Raw genomic sequence first — 23,049 nt, forward strand, 5'->3', positions numbered from 1 at the left:
ATTGGCATGATCTGTGGATAACCTCATCGTCGAGGTTATCCACAACCGTTCATTCAAGGGCGCAGCAGATGTCCGAACACCGCAAATCGTTTCGCATCAAGATCACCCACGACAGCTTCGGGGAATGCCTCGGGCAGACGCGCAATCTGACGCCCACCGGGGTGTATGTGCAGCATCGAGGTCTGACGTCATTGCCCAAAGGCGCAGTGGTTTACGGGCAGGTGCAGGGTTTACCCACAGGCGCGCCGCGAGTGCGGATGGAAGTGGTGACGGTGGATGCCGAAGGTATCGGCCTGCGTTACCTGTAGATTATTGCGCCTGACGATCGAGCTTCTTCAGAAACACCGCCATTTCCTTTTCGGCCTGCTTGTCGCCATGGGCGCGGGCCGCTTCCAGACCCTGTTCCCATGCCTGCCGCGCAGCGGCGTGATCACCCTGCGCCAGTTGCGCCTTGCCCAACAGCTTCCACGCTGCCGAATACTTCGGATCGAAACCGACACAGCGCTGAAAATGCTCGGCCGCCTTGGCGTTTTCGCCAAAATCCAGATAACCCTTGCCGAGGCCGAAGCGCAGCAGGGAGTTATCCACACCCTTGGCGAGCATTTTTTCCAGGGAATCGAGCATTTTTTGCACCCTCGTTTCAGTGATCGTTCCCGCGCTCCGCGTGGGAATGCCTCAATGGACGCTCTGCGTCCGCTCTTGGGACGCAGAGCGTCCTGGGCTGCGTTCCCACGCAGAGAGTGGGAACGATCAACCTCAGAAGAAGCTCAACCCCACATGAAACAGCTTCTCCACATCGCGAATATGCTTTTTATCCACAAGGAACAGAATCACATGGTCACCCGCTTCGATCACTGTGTCGTCGTGGGCGATGATTACCTGTTCATTGCGAATGACCGCGCCGATGGTGGTGCCTGGTGGCAGGCCGATCTTCTCGATGGGCTTGCCGATCACCTTGCTCGATTTCGCGTCACCGTGGGCAATCGCCTCGATGGCCTCTGCAGCGCCACGGCGCAGTGAGTGCACGCTGACGATATCGCCACGGCGCACGTGCGCCAGCAAGGTGCCGATGGTAGCCAGCTGCGGGCTGATGGCGATGTCGATGTCGCCGCCCTGAATCAGGTCGACGTAAGCCGGGTTGTTGATGATGGTCATCACCTTCTTCGCCCCCAGCCGTTTGGCCAGCAGCGACGACATGATGTTGGCTTCGTCATCGTTGGTCAGCGCAAGGAAGATATCGGCGTCGGCGATGTTCTCTTCCAGCAGCAAGTCGCGGTCCGACGCACTGCCCTGCAATACCACGGTGCTGTCGAGGGTGTCGGAGAGATAGCGGCACCGTGCCGGGTTCATCTCGATGATCTTCACCTGATAACGGCTTTCGATGGCCTCGGCCAGACGCTCGCCGATCTGCCCGCCGCCAGCAATGACGATGCGTTTGTAGGTTTCGTCGAGACGGCGCATTTCGCTCATCACCGCGCGAATATCCTCACGGGCGGCGATGAAGAAGACTTCGTCATCGGCCTCGATCACCGTATCGCCTTGGGGCAGGATCGGCCGGTCACGGCGGAAAATCGCCGCGACGCGGGTTTCGACGTTCGGCATGTGCTCGCGCAACTGACGCAGTTGCTGGCCCACCAGCGGCCCGCCGTAATAGGCGCGCACGGCCACCAGTTGTGCCTTGCCTTCGGCGAAGTCGATCACCTGCAAGGCACCGGGATGCTGGATCAGGCGCTTGATGTAGTTGGTGACCACCTGCTCGGGGCTGATCAGCACGTCGACCGGAATCGCTTCGTTCTGGAACAGCTGCTCTTCGCGGTTGAGATAGGAGGCTTCGCGCACCCGGGCGATCTTGGTCGGGGTATGGAACAGCGTGTGCGCAACCTGACAGGCGACCATGTTGGTTTCGTCGCTGTTGGTCACCGCCACCAGCATGTCGGCGTCGTCGGCGCCGGCCTGACGCAGCACCGACGGCAGCGAGCCACGGCCCTGCACGGTGCGGATGTCGAGGCGGTCGCCGAGGTCGCGCAAGCGCTCGCTGTCAGTGTCGACCACCGTGATGTCGTTGGCTTCGCTCGCCAAGTGTTCGGCCAGCGAACCGCCGACCTGCCCTGCACCGAGGATGATGATTTTCATCCAGTCACTCCGTTGAATCCGTTTAGCCGCGCGCGGCAGCGATCTTGATCAGCTTGGCGTAGTAGAACCCGTCGTGCCCGCCCTGCTGGGCCAGCAATTGGCGACCATGGGGCTGCTTGATCCCGGCGGTGATTGCCAAGTCCAGCTCCCGTGCGCCCGGCGTGCGCTCAAGGAACGCGGCAATCACTTCGGTGTTCTCGGTCGGCAAAGTCGAGCAGGTGGCGTAAAGCAGGATGCCGCCCACTTCGAGGGTTTTCCACATCGCGTCGAGCAACTCGCCTTGCAGCTGCGCGAGGGCGGCGATGTCGTCGGCCTGGCGGGTCAGCTTGATGTCCGGGTGGCGGCGGATGACGCCGGTGGCCGAGCACGGCGCGTCGAGCAAGATGCGCTGGAACGGCTTGCCGTCCCACCATTTGTCGATGTCACGACCGTCGGCGGCGATCAGTTCGGCGCTCAGGCCCAGACGCTCGAGGTTTTCTTTCACTCGAACCAGACGCTTGGCTTCCAGATCCACCGCCACCACGCCGGCCAGCGCCGGTTCGGCTTCGAGGATGTGGCAGGTCTTGCCGCCCGGTGCGCAGCAGGCGTCGAGCACCCGCTGCCCTGGCGCTAGATCCAGCAGATCGGCGGCCAGTTGCGCGGCTTCGTCCTGCACGCTGATCCAGCCCTCGGCGAACCCCGGCAGGCTGCGCACATCGGCGGCGGCTTCGAGGATGATGCCGTCGCGACTGTAAATGCATGGTGTTGCGGATATGCCGGCCTCGGTCAGCAGACCGAGGTAGGCGTCGCGGCTTTGATGGCGGCGGTTGACCCGCAGGATCATCGGCGGATGCGCGTTGTTGGCTGCGCAGATGGCTTCCCATTGCTCAGGCCAAAAGGCCTTGAGGGATTTTTGCAGCCAGCGCGGGTGAGCGGTGCGCACCACCGGATCGCGCTCCAGCTCGGCGAAAATCGTTTCGCTTTCGCGCTGGGCATTGCGCAGCACAGCGTTGAGCAGGCCCTTGGCCCAAGGCTTTTTCAGCTTGTCGGCGCAACCCACGGTTTCACCGATGGCGGCGTGGGCCGGCACGCGGGTGTAAAGCAATTGGTAGAGCCCGACCAGCAGCAGCGCCTCGACATCGGCGTCGGCAGCCTTGAACGGCTTCTGCAGGAGCTTTTCCGCCAGCGCCGACAGGCGCGGCTGCCAGCGTGCGGTGCCGAACGCCAGATCCTGAGTGAAGCCGCGATCGCGATCCTCAACCTTGTCCAGTTGTGTCGGCAGAGAGCTGTTGAGTGAGGCTTTGCCGCTGAGTACGGCGGCGAGTGCCTTGGCGGCGGCCAGACGCGGGTTCATTGTGCGTCCACCACTGCGCCGAGCACGGTGCCGACGGCGAATTTCTCACGACGGCTGTTGAACAGGTCACTGAAGTTCAGCGACTTGCCGCCGGGCAATTGCAGGCGTGTCAGGCACAGCGCCTGCTCGCCGCACGCTACGATCAGGCCGTCCTTGCTGGCGCTGAGGATGGTACCGGGTGCGCCGTTGCCTTCGGCGAGATTGGCCGCCAGCACTTTCAGCGCTTCGCCATTGAGCGTGCTGTGGGTAATCGGCCATGGATTGAACGCGCGAACCAGACGTTCCAGCTCAACGGCTGGGCGGCTCCAGTCGATGCGCGCCTCATCCTTGTTCAGTTTGTGCGCGTAGGTGGCGAGTTCGTCGTTCTGCACTTCGCCCTCCAGCGTTCCGGCAGCCAGACCGGCAATCGCCTGCACCACGGCTGGCGGGCCCATTTCGGCGAGACGGTCGTGGAGACTGCCGCCGGTGTCGTCGGCGCTGATCGGCGTAACGACTTTGAGCAGCATCGGCCCGGTGTCGAGGCCCGCTTCCATGCGCATCACAGTCACGCCGCTTTCGGCATCGCCCGCTTCGACGGCGCGCTGGATCGGCGCCGCACCGCGCCAGCGTGGCAGCAACGAGGCATGGCTGTTGATGCAGCCCAGACGCGGAATATCCAGCACCACTTGCGGCAGGATCAGGCCGTAGGCAACCACGACCATCAAGTCCGGCTTCAGCGCGGCGAGTTCAGTCTGAGCGTCAGCGTTGCGCAAAGTCGGCGGCTGCAACACCTGGATATTATTTTCCAGCGCCAGCTGTTTAACCGGGCTCGGCATCAGTTTTTGTCCGCGACCGGCCGGACGATCCGGTTGGGTGTAGACCGCAACGATCTCGTAAGGGCTGCTCAGCAGGGCCTTGAGGTGTTCGGCAGCGAATTCCGGGGTGCCGGCAAAAACGATGCGCAGTGGCTCAGTCATGAAGGAGTCTCATAAAAAGAAAAAGGCTTGCCGCGGCAAGCCTTTGAAGGAGGGCATCAAGCGTTCTGGCGATGCAGCTTTTCCAGTTTCTTCTTGATCCGGTCGCGTTTGAGCGTGGACAGGTAGTCGACGAACAATTTGCCGTTGAGGTGGTCGCATTCGTGCTGGATGCACACCGCGAGCAGGCCTTCGGCGATCAGTTCATAGGGCTTGCCGTCGCGGTCCAGCGCCTTGATCTTGACCTTTTGCGGGCGGTCGACGTTTTCGTAGAAACCCGGCACCGAGAGGCAGCCTTCCTGGTACTGATCCATTTCGTCAGTCAGCGATTCGAACTCGGGGTTGATGAACACCCGTGGCTCGGTGCGGTCTTCGGAAAGGTCCATCACGACGATACGTTTGTGCACGTTGACCTGGGTCGCGGCGAGGCCGATGCCCGGCGCTTCATACATTGTTTCAAACATGTCATCGACCAACTGACGCACTTCGGCGTCCACTACAGCCACAGGCTTGGCGATAGTACGCAGACGCGGGTCCGGAAATTCGAGGATGTTTAAAATGGCCATAGGCTGATTGCTGCACGTATTGAGTAAAGTCGGATCGATGGCCTGGCAGGTCCGAAGATGCAGGCTACCGTTGTGAAGCGTAGCTTCTGCATTTGGCAGAAGCGAGCCACGGGGGCTCTGACGGTTCACGCGAACGCACATGATAAAGGGATTCACTGCATGAGGAAAACACTACTCGCCCTGCTGCTGTTGGCCTCGGCCGGCGCGGTGCAAGGGCAAGTGCAACTCAGGGATGGTTTTCCGCAGCAATACACGGTCGTTTCGGGGGATACACTCTGGGATATTTCCGGAAAATACCTGCGCGAGCCTTGGCAATGGCCACAACTGTGGCGGGCCAACCCGCAGATCGAAAACCCCAATCTGATCTATCCCGGCGACACGCTGACGCTCAGTTACGTCAACGGCCAGCCGCGCCTGACCCTCAATCGCGGCGAGTCGCGCGGCACCATCAAGCTCTCGCCACGCATTCGTACCAGCCCGGTGGCTGAGGCGATTCCGAGTATTCCGCTGAAATCGATCAACAGCTTTCTGCTGAGCAACCGCATCGTCGACAAGGTCGAGGATTTCGACAAGGCGCCCTACATCGTCGCCGGTGACGCGGAACGCGTGCTCAGCGGCACCGGCGACCGGATCTTTGCCCGTGGCCATTTCGATCCGAATCAACCGGTCTACGGGATCTTCCGTCAGGGCAAGGTCTATACCGATCCGCAAACCAAGGAATTTCTGGGGATCAACGCCGACGACATTGGCGGCGGTGAAATCGTTGCCACCGAAGACGACGTTGCCACCCTCGCCCTGCAGCGCACCACCCAGGAAGTGCGCCTCGGCGACCGCTTGTTCAGCGGCGAAGAGCGCTCGATCAATTCGACCTTCATGCCCAGTGCTCCGACCACCGACATCAATGGCCTGATCATCGATGTCCCACGCGGCGTCACGCAGATCGGTGCGATGGACGTGGTTACGTTGAACAAGGGCAAACGCGACGGCTTGGCCGAAGGCAATGTGTTGGTGGTGATGAAAACCGGTGAAACCGTGCGCGACCGGGTGACCGGCCAACCACTTAAGATCCCCGACGAACGGGCCGGGCTGCTGATGGTTTTTCGCACCTACGACAAACTCAGCTACGGCTTGGTCCTCAACGCTTCACGCTCGCTGGCGGTGCTCGACAAGGTGCGAAATCCGTAAGCGTGCTTAACAAGTTACCAACAGAGTTATCCACAGCTTGTTCCGAATAGTTCGGGGCTTATAACGATCAAGGATGATCCATGACGCTGTCTGTCTATACGCCGGTTTCCCCTGCGGAACTGGAAGCGCGCCTGCGCCTGCATCGCTTGCCGGACATCGGTCCGAAGCGGTTTCTGAAATTGCTCGAAGCCTTTGGCTCGGCATCCAAAGCCATCAGCGCGCCGGCCAGCGCCTGGCGCTCGCTGGGTTTGCCAGCGGCGTGTGCCGAGGCACGGCGCTGTCCCGACGTGCGCGACGGCGCCAGCCATGCAATGCGCTGGCTAGAGCGTCCGGGTCAGCATTTGTTGATGTGGGATCAAGCGGACTATCCGGCATTGTTGGCGCAGATTCCCGACCCTCCGCCGCTGTTATTCGTGGCGGGTGACCCCCTGATTCTCGAGAGGCCGCAGCTGGCGATGGTCGGCAGCCGTCGCGCTTCACGTCCGGGAATGGACACCGCCGCCGCATTTTCCCGCAGCCTGGCCGGGGCCGGTTTTGTCATCACCAGTGGCTTGGCGCTGGGCATTGATGCGGCTGCGCATCAAGCGGCGCTGGATGTTGGCGGGCTGACGGTCGGAGTGTTGGGCACGGGTCTGGAAAACTTTTATCCACAGCGCAATCGGCGGCTGGCCGACGCGATGATTGCCTCCGGCAGTGCGGTGCTTTCGGAGTTTCCGCTGGATGCCGGCCCCAGCGCGAGCAACTTCCCGCGACGCAACCGGATCATCAGCGGTTTATCCCTTGGCGTGCTGGTGGTCGAGGCCAGCGTCGCCAGTGGTTCGCTGATCACTGCACGGCTGGCGGCGGAACAAGGGCGCGAGGTGTATGCAATCCCTGGCTCGATCCATCATCCCGGTGCGCGCGGTTGTCACCAGTTGATTCGCGACGGCGCGGTGTTGGTGGAAACCATCGAACACATTCTCGAAGCCCTGCGTGGCTGGCAGCAGGTGCCGTTATCCACAGGCACACCGCAAGCGGATCATCCCTTACTTGCCCTGCTCCACGCCGCGCCGCATACCAGTTACGCCTTGGCCGACAGCTGCGGCTGGGCCTTGCCCAAAGTGCTGGCGGCGCTGACCGAACTGGAAATGGACGGCCATGCGGTGTGCGAAAACGGCCGCTGGTTTGCGCGTGTGAGCTAGGTTTTACAAGGAAGATCGGTAAACTGCGCGAAACCTGTTTGCGGAGAGTTTTTTCATGGTCAACAGTTGGCGTGTGCAACAAGCCGCGCGAGAGATTCGCGCCGGGGCGGTGATTGCCTATCCAACCGAAGCCGTCTGGGGGCTGGGTTGCGACCCGTGGAATGAAGAAGCGGTGGATCGGTTGCTGGCGATCAAGAATCGCTCGGTCGACAAGGGCCTGATTCTGGTTGCCGACAACATTCGCCAGTTCGATTTCTTGTTCGAAGACTTCCCGCAAGAGTGGATCGACCGTATGGCCAGCACCTGGCCTGGGCCGAATACCTGGCTGGTGCCGCATCAGAATCTGCTGCCGGAGTGGGTCACTGGGGTGCATGACACAGTGGCGCTGCGCGTCAGCGATCATCCTCAAGTGCGTGACTTGTGCTCGATGGTCGGTCCGTTGATTTCGACCTCAGCCAATCCACAAGGCCGTCCGGCAGCGCGCACACGGTTGCGGGTCGAGCAGTATTTCCGCGGGCAGATCGATCTGGTGCTGGGTGGGGAGTTGGGTGGGCGCAAGAACCCCAGCGTCATCCGTGATCTGGCCTCCGGCAACGTTATTCGTCCCGACTGACGTCACTCCTGACTTCATTTATTGAGTACTTCTCGGCTTTTATGGCGAGAAGTACTACTTTTGCCTGCGATTTATCCTTCAAACAACGATCAACTTACAACATTCAACTGTTTGTATTTTTCCTTCGTGTGTCAGACCAATCAGTAAGTGCACAGATTCAGTAACTTTTCCCACGTGATTATCAGAAGTCGCGCAGTGGCGATATTTCCAAAAGCATCCATCATTTCAATGCGCTCAGAAAACTTCGATAAGTTAACGTCTGCGGAGAAAGAATGGATACTACGGATTTACAACTAACGGATTATCTGCAGGCACTTCAGGCAACGTTCAAAAGTCGCCATGAAGATTGCCGGGTCGTTATTCTTGAAGCGGGATCAGATACGCGGGAATTCGAACGGTTTATTGGTCGGCAGTTTCGTCTTCGACTGCAACATTACATGCTGACATCCAGAGCCAGATTGCTTGAAACGAGGCTGGCGGTGACGGCGCGAAGTACCCACTTTCTGCTGTATCAACACGAGCAGCTGGTGGCGGTATTGAGAGTGACGCCATCGCCGTTCGAATGGGCCTCACTGGCGCACCAGCATGTTTCTCCCACCGTGATGCTATCGCGCCACGTCGAGTTCAGCCGGTTGATCACTCTCTCGCGAAGCCACCTGGCTGTTCCGGTCAACAGCCTGCTGGCGGCGGCCACCGAGTGGGCGATCAGGCATGGATATCAAGGCGTCACCGCCCTCTGCCGATCGCCACAACGGCGACTGTTCCAGCGATTCGGCCTGACCCCTATCACCTCCGACGCCCTTCATATCGAACAACGCGCTCGCGGCGACTACTGGCTGCTGTCAGCGCAATGGCAGCAAATCCTTGCCGCTGTTCAACACCCTGATCACACCCCCTTCAACACCCCGGAGAACCACGATGAATACGCTCATCAGCTTTGAACAACAGTTGATCCTGCTTGATAAACGCATCGAACAATTGTGGGCCGATATTCTGGATAACTCGCGATTGGTAAAAGCCATACGCGAGGGTAGTGTTACCAAGGCGTTATATGCGATCTACATGATAGAAACCTTTCACTACACTGCCCACAATGCGCGAAATCAGGGATTGGTGGGTGTGCGCCATGCCGATAATCCGGTTTATGCAAAGTTCTGTTTTGAACATGCGGCGCAAGAAGTTGGCCATGAGAAAATGGCACTGCATGATGTCATGAGTCTTGGCCTGAAAAATGAAAAGTTCGAGATCCCGTCTGCGATTCCGGCAACCGAAGTACTGATTGCTTATTTGTATTGGATATCCTTTACCGGTAATCCACTACAACGCTTGGGATACAGTTATTGGGCAGAAAATGCCTATCAATTCATCACCCCGTTGATCAATAACCTGAGCGAAATCCTGGCGCTAAAACCGGCTCAGTTGACGTTCTTCGTTGCGCATTCCGACATCGATGTCGAGCACTTCAATGAAATCAAACTCATCCTGCAGCGTACTTGCAAAAATCAGCACGACTGGGATGCCATTGCCAATGTAATGGAAACCAGCTTGCGGCTGACCGGCAACATGCTCGAAGCCGTTTATGAGCAGTATGAGGCCTGGCAAAACGGCCATGCGCCCCGTTATGACTTCCTCCATGCCCTGGATAACTCATGAAGACTTCACGTCGAGTGTCAGAACCGAGGGAAGGAGGCAGGCATGGCTGACTATTTCCAGCGGTTGAACTATGCGCTGGGGGATGAAGACACAGCGCTCGAATACGCAATCCTCCCCAAGCACGCCAGACATGTGGTGGGTATCGCCGGGAGTGGCGGGCGGCTTTTACCGTTGCTGGCCCGCAGTCCGGCGCGTATGACCTGCACCGATATCAGCGCGCCGCAACTGGCATTTACCCGGCTGCGATTCGCCTTGCTGGAACAGACCGATCACGCGTCGTTCATGGCATTCATGGGTTACCGGACAGACAGTTCGACCAAGCGACGCCAGTCCATATTTCGGCATCTGGATTTGCCGCAGGCCGATCGCCACTGGTTGACCGAGTTGTTCCAGTCCCGTCACTGGCAAGCGCCGATCTACATGGGAGCCTTCGAGCAGACCCTGCAGCGATTGGCGAAGGTCAACCGACTGTTTACCGGCAAGGCAGGTCGTGAAGTTTTCCACTGTCGCGACCTTGGCGAGCAAGTCGAGTATTACCAGACCCGCTTTCCCCTCAAACGCTGGAAGGCTGTGATCGCGCTGTTGGGCAACGCAGCGGTACTCAATTCCCTGCTCTACAAAGGCTCGTTCCCGCCCAATAACCTGGGCATCAGTTCCCGCGCGGCGTACCTGGAGATTTTTCACGCCTTGTTCACCACTCAGGTGGTGCGCGAGAGCTTCTTTCTGCAGATGCTGTTTTTCGGTGAACTGCGCTACCCACAAGGTTTTCCGCTGGAGTGCGCGCCGAAGATTTTCAAGCGTGCCCGTGAGGCGCTTCAACAGTGCGAGCTGCGGGTGGTACAGGCCGACATTCTCGACTGTGTTGCCACGCTCTCGGAGGTCGACTTCGTCTCGCTCTCGGACGTCCCTTCTTTCATGCCCGAAGCTGACGGTGCGAGTGTCTTGCAGCGGTTACGCCCGTCCCTGGCCGAAGAGGCGCTGACGGTCATACGTGGCCATTTGCACGTCGTCCAGCCCGATTGTTCAGGCTTCGGCGATATCACCGCCGACTACCAGAAAGCGATTGCACGAGAAAGAACCCAGCTCTGGCGTGTGCAGGTCTATCGCCGGACATCACCTTTGCAGGTATCTCGATGAGCACTCAGCAACCCACCGTCAATTGGCTCAAAAACCGTATTCGGCAGGCGCGTGAAGATCAGCAACAGTTGTTCGATGCCGGGCTCAACGGCCTGAAGCTGGCACAACGCGAAGGCAAGGAGATCGAGTTGAGCAGCGGCGAGCGGCTCACCGAGTTTCTCTCATGCTCCTATCTGGGGCTTGAGTGCGATCCCCGCCTGATTCAAGGCGCCGTGGACGCCGTCGAAACCTTCGGCGTGCAGTTCGCCGCCGCACGAACCCGGGCACTGTTGCCGCCAATGCGTGAACTAGACGAACAGTTGAACCGGATATTCCAGGGGCACGCGGTCACCTTCAACTCGGTGGGCAGTGCACATCTGGGCTGTCTGCCCTTACTGGGATCCGGTGAGTTGCCGTCCTATCCGTTGCGCCGTGGCCCGAGCTGGATCGTCGACCGGGCGGCCCACGCTTCAATGCAAGTGCTGCAAGGGATTCTTTGGCAGTTTGGCCCCGTACAGCGGTGCGATTGCAGGGATATGGAGCAAGTCGAGCAGGCGTGTTCGGCGGCAGTAGCGGCTGGCAATACACCGATCATCCTGACCGACAGCATCGGTTCGATGCGCGGCGTGTATCCGATCAATCGACTGTTGCAACTGGCGGAGCGCTTTGAAGGGTATCTGTATGCGGATGACGCCCACGGCACTTCGATCTACGGTGTGGCGGGGGGTGGTTATGCCCTTGCCAGTGGCGATGAGCGCTTGCGCGGACGCTTGATCCTTCTGTCCTCGCTGTCCAAGGCGTTTGGGGCAACCGGAGGGGCGATCACCGTGCTCACGGCGGACGATGCCGAGATGATAAGGCGCCATGCGTCGACCTATACCTTCGGCGGGCCATTGTCGATGGGCGGGGTTGGTGCGACAGTCGCCTCCGGAAAAATCCATCTTTCGCCAGAGCTGGGCGAGCTGCAAGCCGCCCTGTGGCGAAATGTTGCCCTGATCGACGATTTGCTCGGACCGGTTCTTGGCAACCATGAAGTCGCCTCGCCCATCCGTTTCGTGCGTGTCGGTGCCGAGCGTGACGCGATCAGTCTGGCGCTGTACCTGCGGCGGCAAGCGATTGCCGTCACCACCGCGTTGTTTCCGGTGGTGGCCAAGGGCGAGGCGATTCTGCGTCTGGCGATCAGTGCCAATCATAGTCAGGCCCAGTTGGCGTGCCTGGCCAATGCCGTTAATGGCGGTTTCGATGAGTTGGGTATTCGTCAAAGAGGAAGTGGCGATGGGCGATGATCCGATGAGCCATGCAAACCAGGCTTTTACACGCAAATTGGCCCATGCACGGTCACTGCCGTGGTTCTGTGCGCTGTGTCCGCAGATCCTGCACGTGCAGAGCCCGGAGGATTTGCATCGGCTGCCGATTCAAGCCGTCGAGGACGAGCACGGTGGTGTGCTGTTCTCCGTGCTTGGTGAGGCTTCGCATCGTGCACCGGGTGGCGGACTGACCCTGACGTCGGGAGGCAGCACCGGCAACCGCAAACACATCACCCATTCCTGGGCATTCAACGCCAGTATCGTGCTGCTGGGGGCGCGGATGTTTGGGGGCGCGAACGAACATCCAGCTGTTGTCGTTAACTGCCTGACAGCCGGTGAAATGCAAGGCGCTTTTCAGTACGCCGCGGCCATCGTCCAGCACATCGGTGCTCGGTTGTTGCCCGCCGGATCGCTGATGGGCGTTACGCGGATTGCCGAGCTGATTCAGTCACAAGCGGCCGATGCGCTGATTTGCACTCCCTCCTTCGCGGCGGCGCTGTTCAACCATGACGATATCGATGCCACACAGTTGGCCAGTCTGAGATGGCTCTATTACATCGGGGAACCCTGCAGCAAACCGCTGCGCGAGCAATTGGCTCGGGACTGGCCTGAAATCAGAGTGCGGTCGCTGGGCTACAGCTCTACGGAGACCGGCCCCATCGGCTTTCAGTGCGCACACCTGGAGCATGGTTTTTATCATCTGCACGCCGATGCGATGCTGACCGAAGTCGTTGACCCATTGACCCTGCAAGCAGTGGCCGAAGGCGAAAGCGGGGAGTTTCTGCTGACGTCGCTGCTGCCCGATCATGTGCCGCTGTTGCGTTATCGGATTGGTGATCGTGGGCGAATTCTGCTTCAGGAATCGAATTGCGCATGTGGTAGTAATTTGCCGGTGCTGGAGCTTGAGGGGCGGGTCGAGACGTCGATCAAACTGGGTGGCGCGATCATCACGCAGCGACAGGTCATGAGCGTACTCGCCCAAGCGTTGCCCGACCTGGACGCTAACGATGTTCAGGTACAAATCGATCGACAGGCCAACGGTGCCCGCATGCGTCTGGTCATTGCTCAGGACAAACTGCCAGCCAGTGCAGAAGCCGTCATCGAACAGGCGTTGCATAACGAAGCGCAAGCGAGCGCTTTGCTCAGGCTGCCCGGAGTACTGGGATTGAGGGTGCAGCGTCTTGCCCGCAGCGGCTTCGAAACAACCTCCGCCGGCAAGACGCCGTTTTTTTTTGAGGTGGACGCTACCCCGGATTCACCGGAGTAGCGTGGTATCACGGCAGCAGGATGGTGGATCCGGTGGTGCGCCGTGCCGACAGCTCGGTTTGCGCCTTCGCCGCTTCAGCCAGCGGATAACGCTGGCTGATATCGACCTTGAGCTTGCCGCTGATGATCATCTCGAAAAGCTCATCGGCCATGCGCTGCAGGTTTTCGGCGTTGTTGGCGTAGGTCGCCAGGGTCGGTCGGGTCACGTACAACGAGCCTTTGGCCGAGAGAATCCCCAGATTGACGCCATCCACGGCGCCGGAGGCATTGCCGAAACTCACCACCAGACCACGCGGCGACACGCTGTCGAGCGAAGTCAGCCAAGTGTCCTTGCCGACACCGTCATATACCACCGGGACCTTCTTGCCGTCGGTCAGCTCCAGTACGCGTTGCGCGACGTTTTCGTGGCTGTAATCGATGGTGGCCCAAGCACCGTTGGCTTTCGCCAACTCGGCTTTTTCTTTCGAGCTGACGGTGCCGATCAGCTTCACACCCAAGGCCTTGGCCCATTGGCAGGCCAGCGAACCGACGCCCCCGGCAGCGGCGTGGAACAGAATGGTTTCGCCACCCTTGAGCTCATAAGTCTGGCGCAGCAGGTACTGCACGGTCAGACCCTTGAGCATCACTCCGGCAGCGGTTTCGAAACTGATTTGGTCGGGCAAGTGCACCAGATTTGCTTCGGGCAAAACGTGCAGTTCACTGTAGGCGCCCAACGGGCCGCTACCGTAAGCGACGCGATCCCCGACCTTGAACCGGGTTACTTCGCTGCCAACGGCGTCAACGATGCCCGCGCCTTCTGCGCCCAAGCCGGACGGCAAGGCTGGCGGTGCGTAGAGGCCGCTGCGGTAATAGGTGTCGATGAAATTCAAGCCGATCGCTTTGTTGCTCACCCGAACCTGCTGTGGGCCTGGCTCCGCAGGTTGGTAGTCAACATATTCGAGCACTTCGGGGCCGCCGTGGGCGCGGAACTGGATACGCTTTGCCATCTGCCTGCTCTCCTTGGGTCTTTTGTAAGCCCCCTATCCAACTCCCATGCTTGATCTTCGTCAACTGCGGCGCGCGGGTCTGCGGTGGTATGCTACGCGCCCATTTGCGCCGCCCCCCGCCTGCGGGGCGCCGCGTAGTGATGCCCCGATCAAGGTGAAGCCATGACGACCCGCACCGACGCCGTAAAGGCCTATCTGCTCGACCTGCAAGACCGCATCTGCACCGCGCTCGAAAACGAGGACGGCGGCACGCGCTTCGTCGAAGACGCCTGGGCCCGGCCGGCCGGCGGTGGCGGTCGCACCCGCGTGATCGAGAATGGCACGCTGATCGAAAAGGGCGGCGTCAACTTTTCCCACGTCTTCGGTAGCGGTCTGCCGCCGTCAGCCAGCGCCCATCGCCCGGAACTGGCGGGTCGCGGCTTCGAAGCCCTCGGCGTGTCGCTGGTGATCCACCCGCACAACCCGCATGTGCCGACGTCCCACGCCAACGTGCGCTTTTTCATCGCCGAGAAGGAAGGTGAAGAGCCGGCCTGGTGGTTCGGTGGCGGCTTCGACCTGACCCCGTATTACGGCAACGAAGAAGACTGCATCCATTGGCACCGCGTCGCCGAGCAGGCTTGTGCGCCGTTCGGTCCGGACGTCTACTCACGCTATAAAGCCTGGTGCGACACCTATTTCCACATCAAACATCGCCACGAACCGCGCGGCATCGGCGGGCTGTTCTTCGACGACCTGAACGAGTGGGACTTCGACACCAGCTTCGCTTTCATGCGCGCCATTGGCGATGCGTACATCGACGCTTACCTGCCGATCGTGCAGCGGCGCAAGAACGATGCGTTCACCGCCAAACAGCGTGAGTTCCAGGAATTCCGCCGTGGCCGTTACGTCGAGTTCAACCTGGTTTACGATCGTGGCACGCTGTTCGGCCTGCAATCGGGCGGGCGTACCGAGTCGATCCTCATGTCGCTGCCGCCGCAAGTGCGCTGGGCCTACGACTGGAAAGCCGAGCCTGGCAGCGAAGAGGCACGCCTGACCGAGTACTTCCTGCAAGACCGCGACTGGCTGGCCCAGGCCTGAACGAGGAGTTGTGATGGATCGTTACGTTGTTTTCGGTAACCCGATCGGCCACAGCAAGTCGCCGATGATTCACAAACTGTTCGCCGAACAGACCGGGCAGAGTCTCGACTACAGCACCCTGCTGGCGCCGCTCGACGATTTCACCGGTTGCGCCACGGCGTTTTTCCAGCAAGGTCGCGGCGCCAATGTCACCGTGCCGTTCAAAGAAGATGCCTATCGCCTGGCCAACAGCCTGACCGCCCGCGCACAGCGTGCCGGTGCAGTGAATACCTTGAGCAAACTGGCCGATGGTTTGCTGCTCGGTGACAACACCGACGGCGCCGGGCTGGTGCGCGATCTTACGGTGAATGCCGGGTTCAACCTGACCGGCAAGCGCATTCTGCTGCTCGGCGCCGGTGGCGCGGTGCGTGGGGTGTTGGAGCCTTTGCTGGCAGAGAAACCGGCATCGGTGATCATCGCCAACCGCACGGTGGAAAAAGCTGAGTTGCTGGCCGAATTGTTCTGCGATCTGGGGCCGGTGTCAGCCAGTGGTTTCGACTGGTTACGCGAGCCGGTGGACGTGATCATCAACGCCACTTCCGCCAGCCTTACCGGTGAAGTGCCGCCGATTGCGCCAAGCCTGATCGAGCCGGGCAAAACCCTGTGCTACGACATGATGTACGGCAAGGAGCCGACCGCGTTCTGCCGCTGGGCCACCGAGCATGGCGCGGCGGTGTCGATGGATGGCTTGGGGATGTTGGCGGAGCAGGCTGCCGAGGCGTTCTTTTTGTGGCGCGGCGTGCGCCCCGATACAGCGCCCGTCCTGGCTGAGTTGCGTCGGCAGTTAGCCTGAAAGCAAAAGATCGCAGCCTGCGGCAGCTCCTACAGAGTGAACACAAATCCCATGTAGGAGCTGCCGCAGGCTGCGATCTTTTCAATCCTCAAACCGGATCGGACACTTCTCCGGCCCCTCAAGCTTTCTCAACTCTTCCACCACTTGCGGCCGCGCCCCACGCAAGGTCAGGCTACGATCCTGGCGCAACAAGCGCCGCGCCTCCTGATGCAGCATCTCCACCCCTGAATAGTCGATGAAGTTGATCTGCTGCGCCTCGATCACCACCCGCGCGCCGTGCATGCGTTGCAAACGCACTTGCAGGTAATGGCTGGCGCCGAAGAAGATCGAGCCGCCGACCCGCAGCACATCGTCTTCGCCATCACGCCAATGCTGCACCCGCGGTTGCGAAGTGCGTTTGAGGTAGAAGAACAGCGACGCCAGCACCCCAGCGTAGATCGCCGTCTGTAATTCCAGTAATAGCGTGGCCAGACAAGTCAGCGCCATGACCACGAATTCGGCGCGGCTGACCCGCAGCAACGCGCGAATGCCGCGATGATCCACCAGCCCCCATGCGATCAGCAGAATGCTCCCAGCCATCGCCGGGATCGGAATGTGCGCAATCAGCCCGGCACCAAAAATCGCGAAAAGCGCGACCCAGATCGCCGAAAACACCCCAGCCAGCGGTGAACACGCGCCTGCCTCGTAACTCAGGCCCGAGCGGGTAAACGAGCCGGCGGACAACGATCCGGAAAAGAATGCCCCGACCATATTCGACAAGCCCTGCGCGCGGACTTCCTGATTGGCATCGAGCAACTGCTGCGAACGCGCGGCAATCGAACGGGCAATCGACAGGCTGGTGACCAGCCCGAGCATGCCCACCGCCACCGCACTGGGCAGTAGGCGCAGGATCAAATCCAGATCCAGTGGTAGTCCGCTGAACGGCGGCAAGCGCCCGACAAATGCACTGACCAGGTGCACATGGCCGAACATTGCCGGCCACAGCCAAACCAGCAGACTCGCGAGCACGAGAGTTATCAACAGCGTCGGCCAGCGTGGCAGCAACTGTTTGAGCACCACGCCAACCACGACCGTGGCAACGCCGAGCAGCACGGAGGGTTTATCCACAGCCCCGAGGTGCTGCAACAGATCCATAAGACTGTCCAGCGCTGTGGCTTTTGCCGGCAGATCCAGGCCCAACAGATTGGGTAACTGCCCAATGGCAATGACCACTGCTGCGCCCAAGGTGAAACCAAGCACCACCGAATGCGAGACGAAATTCACCAGCGCGCCGAAGCGCAGCAAGCCCAGCAGCCACTGGAAAATCCCTGCAAGGAATGTCAGCAACAGAATCAGGGTGATGTAGTCCTGTGAAGCTGGAACGGCCAGCGGACTCACGCTGGCGTACAACACGATCGAAATCGCCGCCGTCGGCCCGCAGATCAGATGCCACGACGAGCCCCACAGGCAGGCGATCAATACCGGAATGATCGCGGCATAGAGACCGTACTCAGGTGGGAGACCGGCGATCAGCGCGTAGGCAATCGACTGGGGTAACGCGAGAATCGCACCGCTGAGCCCGACGATCAGATCCCGTCCGACGCTGGCGCGGGTTTGCCGAGGGAGCCAGTTCAGAAAAGGGAAAAGTGAGCGGCGACTGGGGAAAGCCATGGGGCCTCGCGGGTGATGAGTTTTTGCAAGGTTATCAGCATGATCGTTCCCATGCTCTGGGTGGGAATGCAGCCCGGGACGCTCCGCGTCCCTGCCGAAGGGGACGCGGAGCGTCCTTTGAGGCATTCCAACGCGGAGCATGGGAACGATCAGTCAACTCCAAATCCCACCGCATCAAAGCTTCGCTTTTACTGCCGCCAAAGCTTCCTTCCCATCCACCGTTTTCACCCCATCCAGCCACTTGTCCAACACCGCCGGATTCGCCTTGATCCACGCCTTCGCCGCCTCGGCATTGCTGACTTTCTTGTTCACCACTTCGGCCATGATGCTGTTCTCCATCTCCTGAGTGAACGAAAGATTGGTCAACAATTTACCCACGTTCGGACACGCCTCGGCGTAGCCCTTGCGGGTCAAGGTGAAGACGCTCCCGGTATCGCCAAAGTACTTCTCGCCACCCTTGAGGTAATGCATTTTCAACTGCACATTCATCGGGTGCGGCGTCCAGCCAAGGAAGGTGACGAATTTCTGCTTCTTCACCGCCCGCGAGACTTCGGCGAGCATCGCCTGTTCACTGGATTCGATCAGCTTCCACTGGCCGAGGTCGAAGTCGTTTTTCTTGATGATCTCTTGCAGCGAGATGTTCGCTGGCGCGCCGGAACCAATGCCGTAAATCTTCTTGTCGAATTTATCGGCGTATTTGTTCAGGTCGGCAAAGTTATGCACACCCGCGTCCCACACGTAATCCGGCACGGCGAGGGTGAACTCGGTGCCGTCGAGGTTTTTCGCTAATTGCGTGACATCGCCATTGGCGACGAATTTATCGTAGAAGCCCTGCTGCGCCGGCATCCAGTTGCCGAGGAACACATCCACCTGGCCATCTTTCAGCCCGCCAAAGGTGATCGGCACCGCAAGAGTGTCGACCTTGGCCTTGTAGCCCATGCCATCCAGCAGAAACCCGGTAATGGCGTTGGTCGCGGCGATGTCGCTCCAGCCGGGGTCGGCCATCTTCACCGTTTCGCAGCTTTGCTCGGCAAACGCCGAGGCGCTGCCCAGAGCCAGCAGGCTGACCGTCAGTACTGTGGATAACTTGCGCATGGACTTCCCCTTAACATTATTGGTTTTGGCAGGGTTGTGGATAACGGGCCTTGCGTTCCAGATCGTCGAGATCGATGTGGTTGCGCATGTACTGCTGACTGGCGTCCACCAGCGGCTGGTGATCCCAGCTCTTCAGCTTGCCGATGGTCAACGCATCGGCAACAAAACGACGGCGGCGCTGGCTGGCGAGCACTTCCCGATGAATAGACGGGATGTCCCATTTGGCCCGCGCCTCGGCGAGAAAATCGTCGAACAGCTGGCGATGTTGCGGCGATTGGCTGAGTTCTTCCAGTTCGCGCGGGTCGTTGGCTACGTCAAAGAGTAGGCAAGGGTCGCTTTCACTGTAGATAAATTTGTACGCGCCACGACGGATCATCATCAACGGGCTGATCGTGCCTTCGGCCATGTATTCGCCGAACACCTCGTCGTGCCCGCCCTGCCCTTGCAGATGCGATACCAGCGACCGGCCGTCGAGCGGCAAACCCGGTTCCAGCGTGCCGCCGGCCAGTTCAACGAAGGTCGGCAGCAGGTCGGCTGTGGATACGGCAGCGCTGACGCGGCTCGCATTGAACTGCCCAGGCGCACTTATCAACAGGGGCACGCGGGCAGCCATCTCGTACCAGTGCATTTTGTACCAGAGGCCTTTCTCGCCAAGCATGTCGCCGTGGTCGCCGGAGAAGACGATGATGGTGTCGTCGATGAGGCCCGTTTCTTCGAGGGTTTGCAGGAGTTTGCCGACGTTGGCATCGATATAGCTGCAAGCGCCGAAGTACGCACGGCGCGCATCGCGAATCTTATCCACAGGCAGCGGTTTATCCCACAGGTCGTAGACCTTCAGCAGGCGTTGTGAGTGTGGATCGAGTTCGTGTTGATCCGGCGTTGTAGGCAACGGGATATCACCATCGTCGTACAAGTCCCAGAACGCCTTGGCAATCGTGTACGGGTCGTGTGGGTGTGTCATCGATACGGTCAGGCAGAACGGCTGGTCGCCGTCCTCGCGGATGTGGTCGAACAGGTATTGCTGCGCCTTGAACACCACTTCTTCGTCGAAGTCGAGCTGGTTGGTACGCACGCACGGCCCCGCTTGCAGCACCGAAGACATGTTGTGATACCAGGTCGGCCGTACATCCGGCTCATCCCAGTTCACCGCCCAGCCATAGTCGGCCGGATAAATGTCGCTGGTCAGGCGCTCTTCGTAGCCGTGCAACTGGTCCGGGCCGCAGAAATGCATCTTCCCCGACAGCGCGGTGCGGTAGCCGAGACGGCGCAGGTAATGGGCATAGGTCGGAACATCGGCAGGGAAATCGGCGGCGTTGTCGTAGGCGCCTATCTTGCTCGGCAACTGGCCGCTGACCAGGGTGAAGCGCGACGGTGCACATAACGGGCTGTTGCAGTAAGCGGCATCGAACACCACGCCTTGGGCGGCGAGGCGCGAAAGATTCGGCAGTTTGATCGGCGACGGGCCGTAGATAGGCAACATTGGCGCGGCCATCTGATCGGCCATGATGAAAAGAATATTCTTGCGCTTCATGTGATCGCGGCATTCCATAGTGAATATTTATGCGACATTGCTGCGACCGAGCATGGAGTCCATGCTCTAACCGGTAAAGCCCGCGCCGGGCAATGACTAGGATAAGCACAGCTTATGTATGAAGCCCTGGGTGATCTGTCGCTCGACCTGCTGCGCGCCTTTGAAGCGGCCGCCCGGCATCGCAGTTTCACCGCTGCTGCGGTAGAGCTTGGCACCACGCAACCGGCAATCAGTCAGCAGATCAAACGGCTGGAAGATCAGCTCGGCACTCGGTTGTTTGACCGCATCTATCGCGGCATCGAATTGACCGAGGTCGGCACGATCCTGTTTGAGCAGGTTCAGCTCGGTTTGCAGAATATCGACGCCGGATTGAGCGCGATCAGCGCACAACAGCAACACGAAGTGCTGCAAGTCGCCACCGACTTCGCCTTCGCTGCCTACTGGCTGATGCCGCGTTTGCATCGCTTCCACGAAGCCAATCCGCAGGTCGACGTCAGCCTGGTCACCAGCGAGCGTAATCACAACATGCTGCGCACCGACATCGATGTGGCGATCCTGTTTGGCGACGGGCGTTTTAAACAGGGCGAAAGTCATTGGCTGTTCAGCGAGGAAGTGTTTCCTGTTTGCAGCCCGCAGTTGCTCAAGGAGCGGGCCCTGCCCTTGCCGGCTCAATCGCTGCTGGAGTTTCCGTTACTGCATCTGCGCGGTGAAAACAGCAGTAACTGGTTTGACTGGAGCGGGCTGTTCCGTGAACTTGGCATCAGTACACCGCCAGCGCCGGGGCAGTTGCGGTTCGACAATTACACATTGTTGATTCAAGCGGCGATTGGCGGCCAAGGTGTGGCTATCGGTTGGCGTCACCTTGTGGATAACTTGCTGACTCAGGGTTTGCTGTGCCGCCCGATTGCCGAAGCCACCCTGTCGCGGCTGGGTTACTACGTGGTGCTGCCCCAGCGCAAACGTCGTGGTGCGTTGATTCAACAGTTTGTCGACTGGTTGATGGCGGAGCAGGCCGGCAGCGCTGAGTCGCTAGCCGGACTGACCCTCCCATCGATTGCCGTTTAAATAATCATTCGGTCGTCGCGACGAAATTCACATGCTGGCCCACATGCAGATTCAGCCGCAGCTCATCGGCAATCCCCACCGCCACGCGATTCAAGCGCTCCAGCGGTTCGGCCAGACCGGGCTCGAGATTGCCGCCGACCTGGCTGAAATGCTCGATCGTCAATCCGGCCACGCCGTGGGGCGCATTGACCAGCGTCCAGTGCAGCGGGCTGCTTTGCAGGGCTTCGCGGATTTCTTCGGCGGCGTGACGTTGCAGGCGATCGTCCAGCTCCGGCTCGTCGAGGACGGCGAAATCACCCACCAGAAACAATCGCGCGACATTGGCCAATTGCAGCCCATCGACCAGTGCGTCGACGGCCAGCACCTGTTCAACCGGCCCCAATACAACGGACTTTTCCACGTGATCACTGCTGAACGGCAAACCCGGCGCATCCAGCAGGCAGATCACCGCTGAACTCCCCGCTACGCTTTGATTGACCCGTTCGATATCAAACAGATCACCGCTCTTGGTGCGCAAGCCCGGACGTGGCGCGAGCGCCGTGAGGTCGTCGAGAATGGCGATGACTTCGTGCTGGCGGCGCAGCAACTCAGCCATCAACGCGCCGCCCAGGCTACTCATGGCACCATAGAGCACCACTTTTACCACCGGGGTTTCGGCATTTTTCATGGCTGATCCCTTTTGTTTTCCCTTGTAAGGTGTGTGACATACGCGCAACGCCGAGGGTTCGAACCGATTTGCGAGGCTTTCAGATGCAAGCGATCAAGGGCTACCACGCCCACGTCTATTTCGACGCCGGCACGATTGATCAGGCGCGAGCCTTGTGCGAGCAGGCAGCACAGTTGTTTGCGCTGAAAATGGGCCGCGTTCACGAGCGCCCGGTCGGCCCGCACCCGGACTGGAGCTGCCAACTGGCCTTCGGCCCGGAGCTGATCGGCGACGTGCTGCCGTGGCTGGCACTCAATCGCAAAGGGTTGGTGGTGTTCCTGCACCCGGACACCGGTGATGACTTGCTCGACCACACCGAGCATGCGATCTGGATGGGCGCACTGCGACCGCTGGATCTGTCTATTTTTTGAGCACTCTTTGGCCCGGCTAAAGCGTTTCCTCCGGCTCGCCCGGCAGGTGTTCGTCCAGATGCAGCCAGGGCAGTTGGCTGCCGGTCCAGATGTGCCGCTCGGCCGCTGCCTGCTCCGGGCGATCCAGTGTGGCAATGGTCACGTCGATGCTCTCAGGGCTGAGTAACGTCACCAGCGCCAGTTGCGCGCCGCAGTTCGGGCAGAAGAACCGTGCGCAACTGCCCGATGAGTCGTAGCGCCTCGGTGTTCCGGCCAGCCATTGGAAATTCGCTGCCGGCACGGTGATCCACGTTGTCACGATCCCGCCGCTGACCCGTCGGCAGATCGAACAGTGACAATGAGCGATATCCTGCAAGGGCCCGCTGAACTGATAACGGATGTGTCCGCAGTGGCAGCCACCGCCGTGCGAAGAAGTCATGATTTGGCCTAT

At 60.0% G+C, this 23,049-nt stretch carries 24 protein-coding genes; 13 read left to right on the top strand and 11 right to left on the bottom strand.

The genetic code is table 11. From position 1 onward, the window contains the following. Positions 1 to 68 precede the first annotated feature (68 nt). The gene (locus tag IAI51_RS03705; RefSeq protein ID WP_187677244.1) at positions 69 to 308 is read left to right on the top strand and encodes a PilZ domain-containing protein; all 240 of its coding nucleotides are present in this window, start codon (positions 69 to 71) and stop codon (positions 306 to 308) included. A gap of 1 nt (position 309) precedes the next feature. Here IAI51_RS03705 and IAI51_RS03710 read toward each other — a convergent pair whose 3' ends face one another. From IAI51_RS03710 to def, 5 genes are all read right to left on the bottom strand, one after another. Beyond that, entirely contained in the window at positions 310 to 624 is a 315-nt protein-coding gene (locus tag IAI51_RS03710) for a tetratricopeptide repeat protein (protein ID WP_187677245.1), read from the bottom strand. Between the two features lie 132 nt (positions 625 to 756). Further along, the gene (trkA, locus tag IAI51_RS03715) at positions 757 to 2,133 is read right to left on the bottom strand and encodes a Trk system potassium transporter TrkA (protein ID WP_187677246.1); all 1,377 of its coding nucleotides are present in this window, start codon (positions 2,131 to 2,133) and stop codon (positions 757 to 759) included. 22 nt (positions 2,134 to 2,155) lie between these two features. Continuing rightward, complete coding sequence (rsmB, locus tag IAI51_RS03720; protein WP_187677247.1) at positions 2,156 to 3,466, bottom strand: 16S rRNA (cytosine(967)-C(5))-methyltransferase RsmB; 1,311 nt, start codon at positions 3,464 to 3,466, stop codon at positions 2,156 to 2,158. Beyond that, positions 3,463 to 4,422 carry a methionyl-tRNA formyltransferase gene (gene fmt, locus IAI51_RS03725; protein WP_187677248.1) on the bottom strand — a complete coding sequence of 320 codons (960 nt, stop codon included), beginning with the start codon at positions 4,420 to 4,422 and terminating at the stop codon, positions 3,463 to 3,465. The genes rsmB and fmt overlap by 4 nt, the downstream gene beginning before the upstream one ends. Before the next feature lie 56 nt (positions 4,423 to 4,478). Then, positions 4,479 to 4,985 carry a peptide deformylase gene (gene def / locus IAI51_RS03730; RefSeq protein WP_187677249.1) on the bottom strand — a complete coding sequence of 169 codons (507 nt, stop codon included), beginning with the start codon at positions 4,983 to 4,985 and terminating at the stop codon, positions 4,479 to 4,481. Between the two features lie 159 nt (positions 4,986 to 5,144). On the opposite strand from def, the gene IAI51_RS03735 reads away from it, so the two are divergent. The 8 genes from IAI51_RS03735 to IAI51_RS03770 all read left to right on the top strand — a co-directional run bounded on the left by IAI51_RS03735 (position 5,145) and on the right by IAI51_RS03770 (position 13,307). Further along, positions 5,145 to 6,170: a LysM peptidoglycan-binding domain-containing protein gene (locus IAI51_RS03735; protein WP_187677250.1), complete on the top strand. Its 1,026-nt coding sequence runs from the start codon at positions 5,145 to 5,147 to the stop codon at positions 6,168 to 6,170. Between the two features lie 80 nt (positions 6,171 to 6,250). Further along, complete coding sequence (gene dprA / locus IAI51_RS03740; RefSeq protein WP_187677251.1) at positions 6,251 to 7,351, top strand: DNA-processing protein DprA; 1,101 nt, start codon at positions 6,251 to 6,253, stop codon at positions 7,349 to 7,351. Positions 7,352 to 7,406: 55 nt separating this feature from the next. Continuing rightward, the gene (locus tag IAI51_RS03745; protein ID WP_187677252.1) at positions 7,407 to 7,964 is read left to right on the top strand and encodes an L-threonylcarbamoyladenylate synthase; all 558 of its coding nucleotides are present in this window, start codon (positions 7,407 to 7,409) and stop codon (positions 7,962 to 7,964) included. A 272-nt stretch (positions 7,965 to 8,236) separates the two neighbouring features. Continuing rightward, positions 8,237 to 8,905, top strand: a complete 669-nt coding sequence (locus IAI51_RS03750) for a hypothetical protein (protein WP_187677253.1) — start codon at positions 8,237 to 8,239, stop codon at positions 8,903 to 8,905. After that, positions 8,883 to 9,617: an iron-containing redox enzyme family protein gene (locus IAI51_RS03755; RefSeq protein ID WP_187677254.1), complete on the top strand. Its 735-nt coding sequence runs from the start codon at positions 8,883 to 8,885 to the stop codon at positions 9,615 to 9,617. Before IAI51_RS03750 ends, IAI51_RS03755 begins: the two co-directional genes overlap by 23 nt. Before the next feature lie 42 nt (positions 9,618 to 9,659). Further along, on the top strand, positions 9,660 to 10,754 hold the full coding sequence (locus IAI51_RS03760) for a DUF3419 family protein (protein WP_187677255.1): 1,095 nt from the start codon (positions 9,660 to 9,662) through the stop codon (positions 10,752 to 10,754). Then, the gene (locus tag IAI51_RS03765) at positions 10,751 to 12,019 is read left to right on the top strand and encodes an aminotransferase class I/II-fold pyridoxal phosphate-dependent enzyme (protein WP_187677256.1); all 1,269 of its coding nucleotides are present in this window, start codon (positions 10,751 to 10,753) and stop codon (positions 12,017 to 12,019) included. The genes IAI51_RS03760 and IAI51_RS03765 overlap by 4 nt, the downstream gene beginning before the upstream one ends. Continuing rightward, positions 11,976 to 13,307 (top strand): phenylacetate--CoA ligase family protein, encoded by a 1,332-nt coding sequence (locus tag IAI51_RS03770; RefSeq protein WP_262410287.1) that lies wholly within the window; start codon positions 11,976 to 11,978, stop codon positions 13,305 to 13,307. The genes IAI51_RS03765 and IAI51_RS03770 overlap by 44 nt, the downstream gene beginning before the upstream one ends. A 7-nt stretch (positions 13,308 to 13,314) precedes the next feature. Here IAI51_RS03770 and IAI51_RS03775 read toward each other — a convergent pair whose 3' ends face one another. Continuing rightward, positions 13,315 to 14,292 carry an NADPH:quinone reductase gene (locus IAI51_RS03775; protein ID WP_187677257.1) on the bottom strand — a complete coding sequence of 326 codons (978 nt, stop codon included), beginning with the start codon at positions 14,290 to 14,292 and terminating at the stop codon, positions 13,315 to 13,317. Positions 14,293 to 14,454: 162 nt separating this feature from the next. Here IAI51_RS03775 and hemF point away from each other — a divergent pair, with 162 nt between their 5' ends. Together hemF and aroE are read left to right on the top strand one after the other, a co-directional pair. Further along, entirely contained in the window at positions 14,455 to 15,369 is a 915-nt protein-coding gene (gene hemF / locus IAI51_RS03780) for an oxygen-dependent coproporphyrinogen oxidase (protein WP_187677258.1), read from the top strand. Between the two features lie 13 nt (positions 15,370 to 15,382). After that, positions 15,383 to 16,201, top strand: coding sequence for a shikimate dehydrogenase (gene aroE, locus IAI51_RS03785; RefSeq protein WP_187677259.1), 819 nt, complete (start codon positions 15,383 to 15,385; stop codon positions 16,199 to 16,201). Positions 16,202 to 16,282: 81 nt separating this feature from the next. Here aroE and IAI51_RS03790 read toward each other — a convergent pair whose 3' ends face one another. From IAI51_RS03790 to betC, 3 genes are all read right to left on the bottom strand, one after another. Further along, positions 16,283 to 17,851 (bottom strand): SulP family inorganic anion transporter, encoded by a 1,569-nt coding sequence (locus IAI51_RS03790; RefSeq protein WP_187677260.1) that lies wholly within the window; start codon positions 17,849 to 17,851, stop codon positions 16,283 to 16,285. Between the two features lie 174 nt (positions 17,852 to 18,025). Further along, a complete protein-coding gene (choX, locus tag IAI51_RS03795) occupies positions 18,026 to 18,946 on the bottom strand; it encodes a choline ABC transporter substrate-binding protein (protein ID WP_187677261.1) in 921 nt (306 codons plus the stop codon). A 16-nt stretch (positions 18,947 to 18,962) separates the two neighbouring features. Beyond that, positions 18,963 to 20,477, bottom strand: coding sequence for a choline-sulfatase (gene betC / locus IAI51_RS03800; RefSeq protein WP_187677262.1), 1,515 nt, complete (start codon positions 20,475 to 20,477; stop codon positions 18,963 to 18,965). A gap of 114 nt (positions 20,478 to 20,591) precedes the next feature. Here betC and IAI51_RS03805 point away from each other — a divergent pair, with 114 nt between their 5' ends. Then, entirely contained in the window at positions 20,592 to 21,542 is a 951-nt protein-coding gene (locus tag IAI51_RS03805) for a choline sulfate utilization transcriptional regulator (RefSeq protein ID WP_187677263.1), read from the top strand. A 4-nt stretch (positions 21,543 to 21,546) separates the two neighbouring features. Here IAI51_RS03805 and IAI51_RS03810 read toward each other — a convergent pair whose 3' ends face one another. After that, positions 21,547 to 22,209 (bottom strand): NAD(P)-dependent oxidoreductase, encoded by a 663-nt coding sequence (locus IAI51_RS03810; protein WP_187677264.1) that lies wholly within the window; start codon positions 22,207 to 22,209, stop codon positions 21,547 to 21,549. Between the two features lie 83 nt (positions 22,210 to 22,292). On the opposite strand from IAI51_RS03810, the gene IAI51_RS03815 reads away from it, so the two are divergent. Then, on the top strand, positions 22,293 to 22,619 hold the full coding sequence (locus tag IAI51_RS03815) for a DOPA 4,5-dioxygenase family protein (RefSeq protein ID WP_187677265.1): 327 nt from the start codon (positions 22,293 to 22,295) through the stop codon (positions 22,617 to 22,619). Between the two features lie 16 nt (positions 22,620 to 22,635). Here the strand turns inward: IAI51_RS03815 and IAI51_RS03820 are convergent, their stop codons facing one another. Continuing rightward, positions 22,636 to 23,037, bottom strand: coding sequence for a GFA family protein (locus IAI51_RS03820; RefSeq protein WP_187677266.1), 402 nt, complete (start codon positions 23,035 to 23,037; stop codon positions 22,636 to 22,638). Between the last annotated feature and the right edge of the window lie 12 nt (positions 23,038 to 23,049).

Source organism: Pseudomonas sp. N40(2020) (assembly GCF_014472415.1).
Taxonomy (GTDB): Bacteria; Pseudomonadota; Gammaproteobacteria; order Pseudomonadales; family Pseudomonadaceae; genus Aquipseudomonas.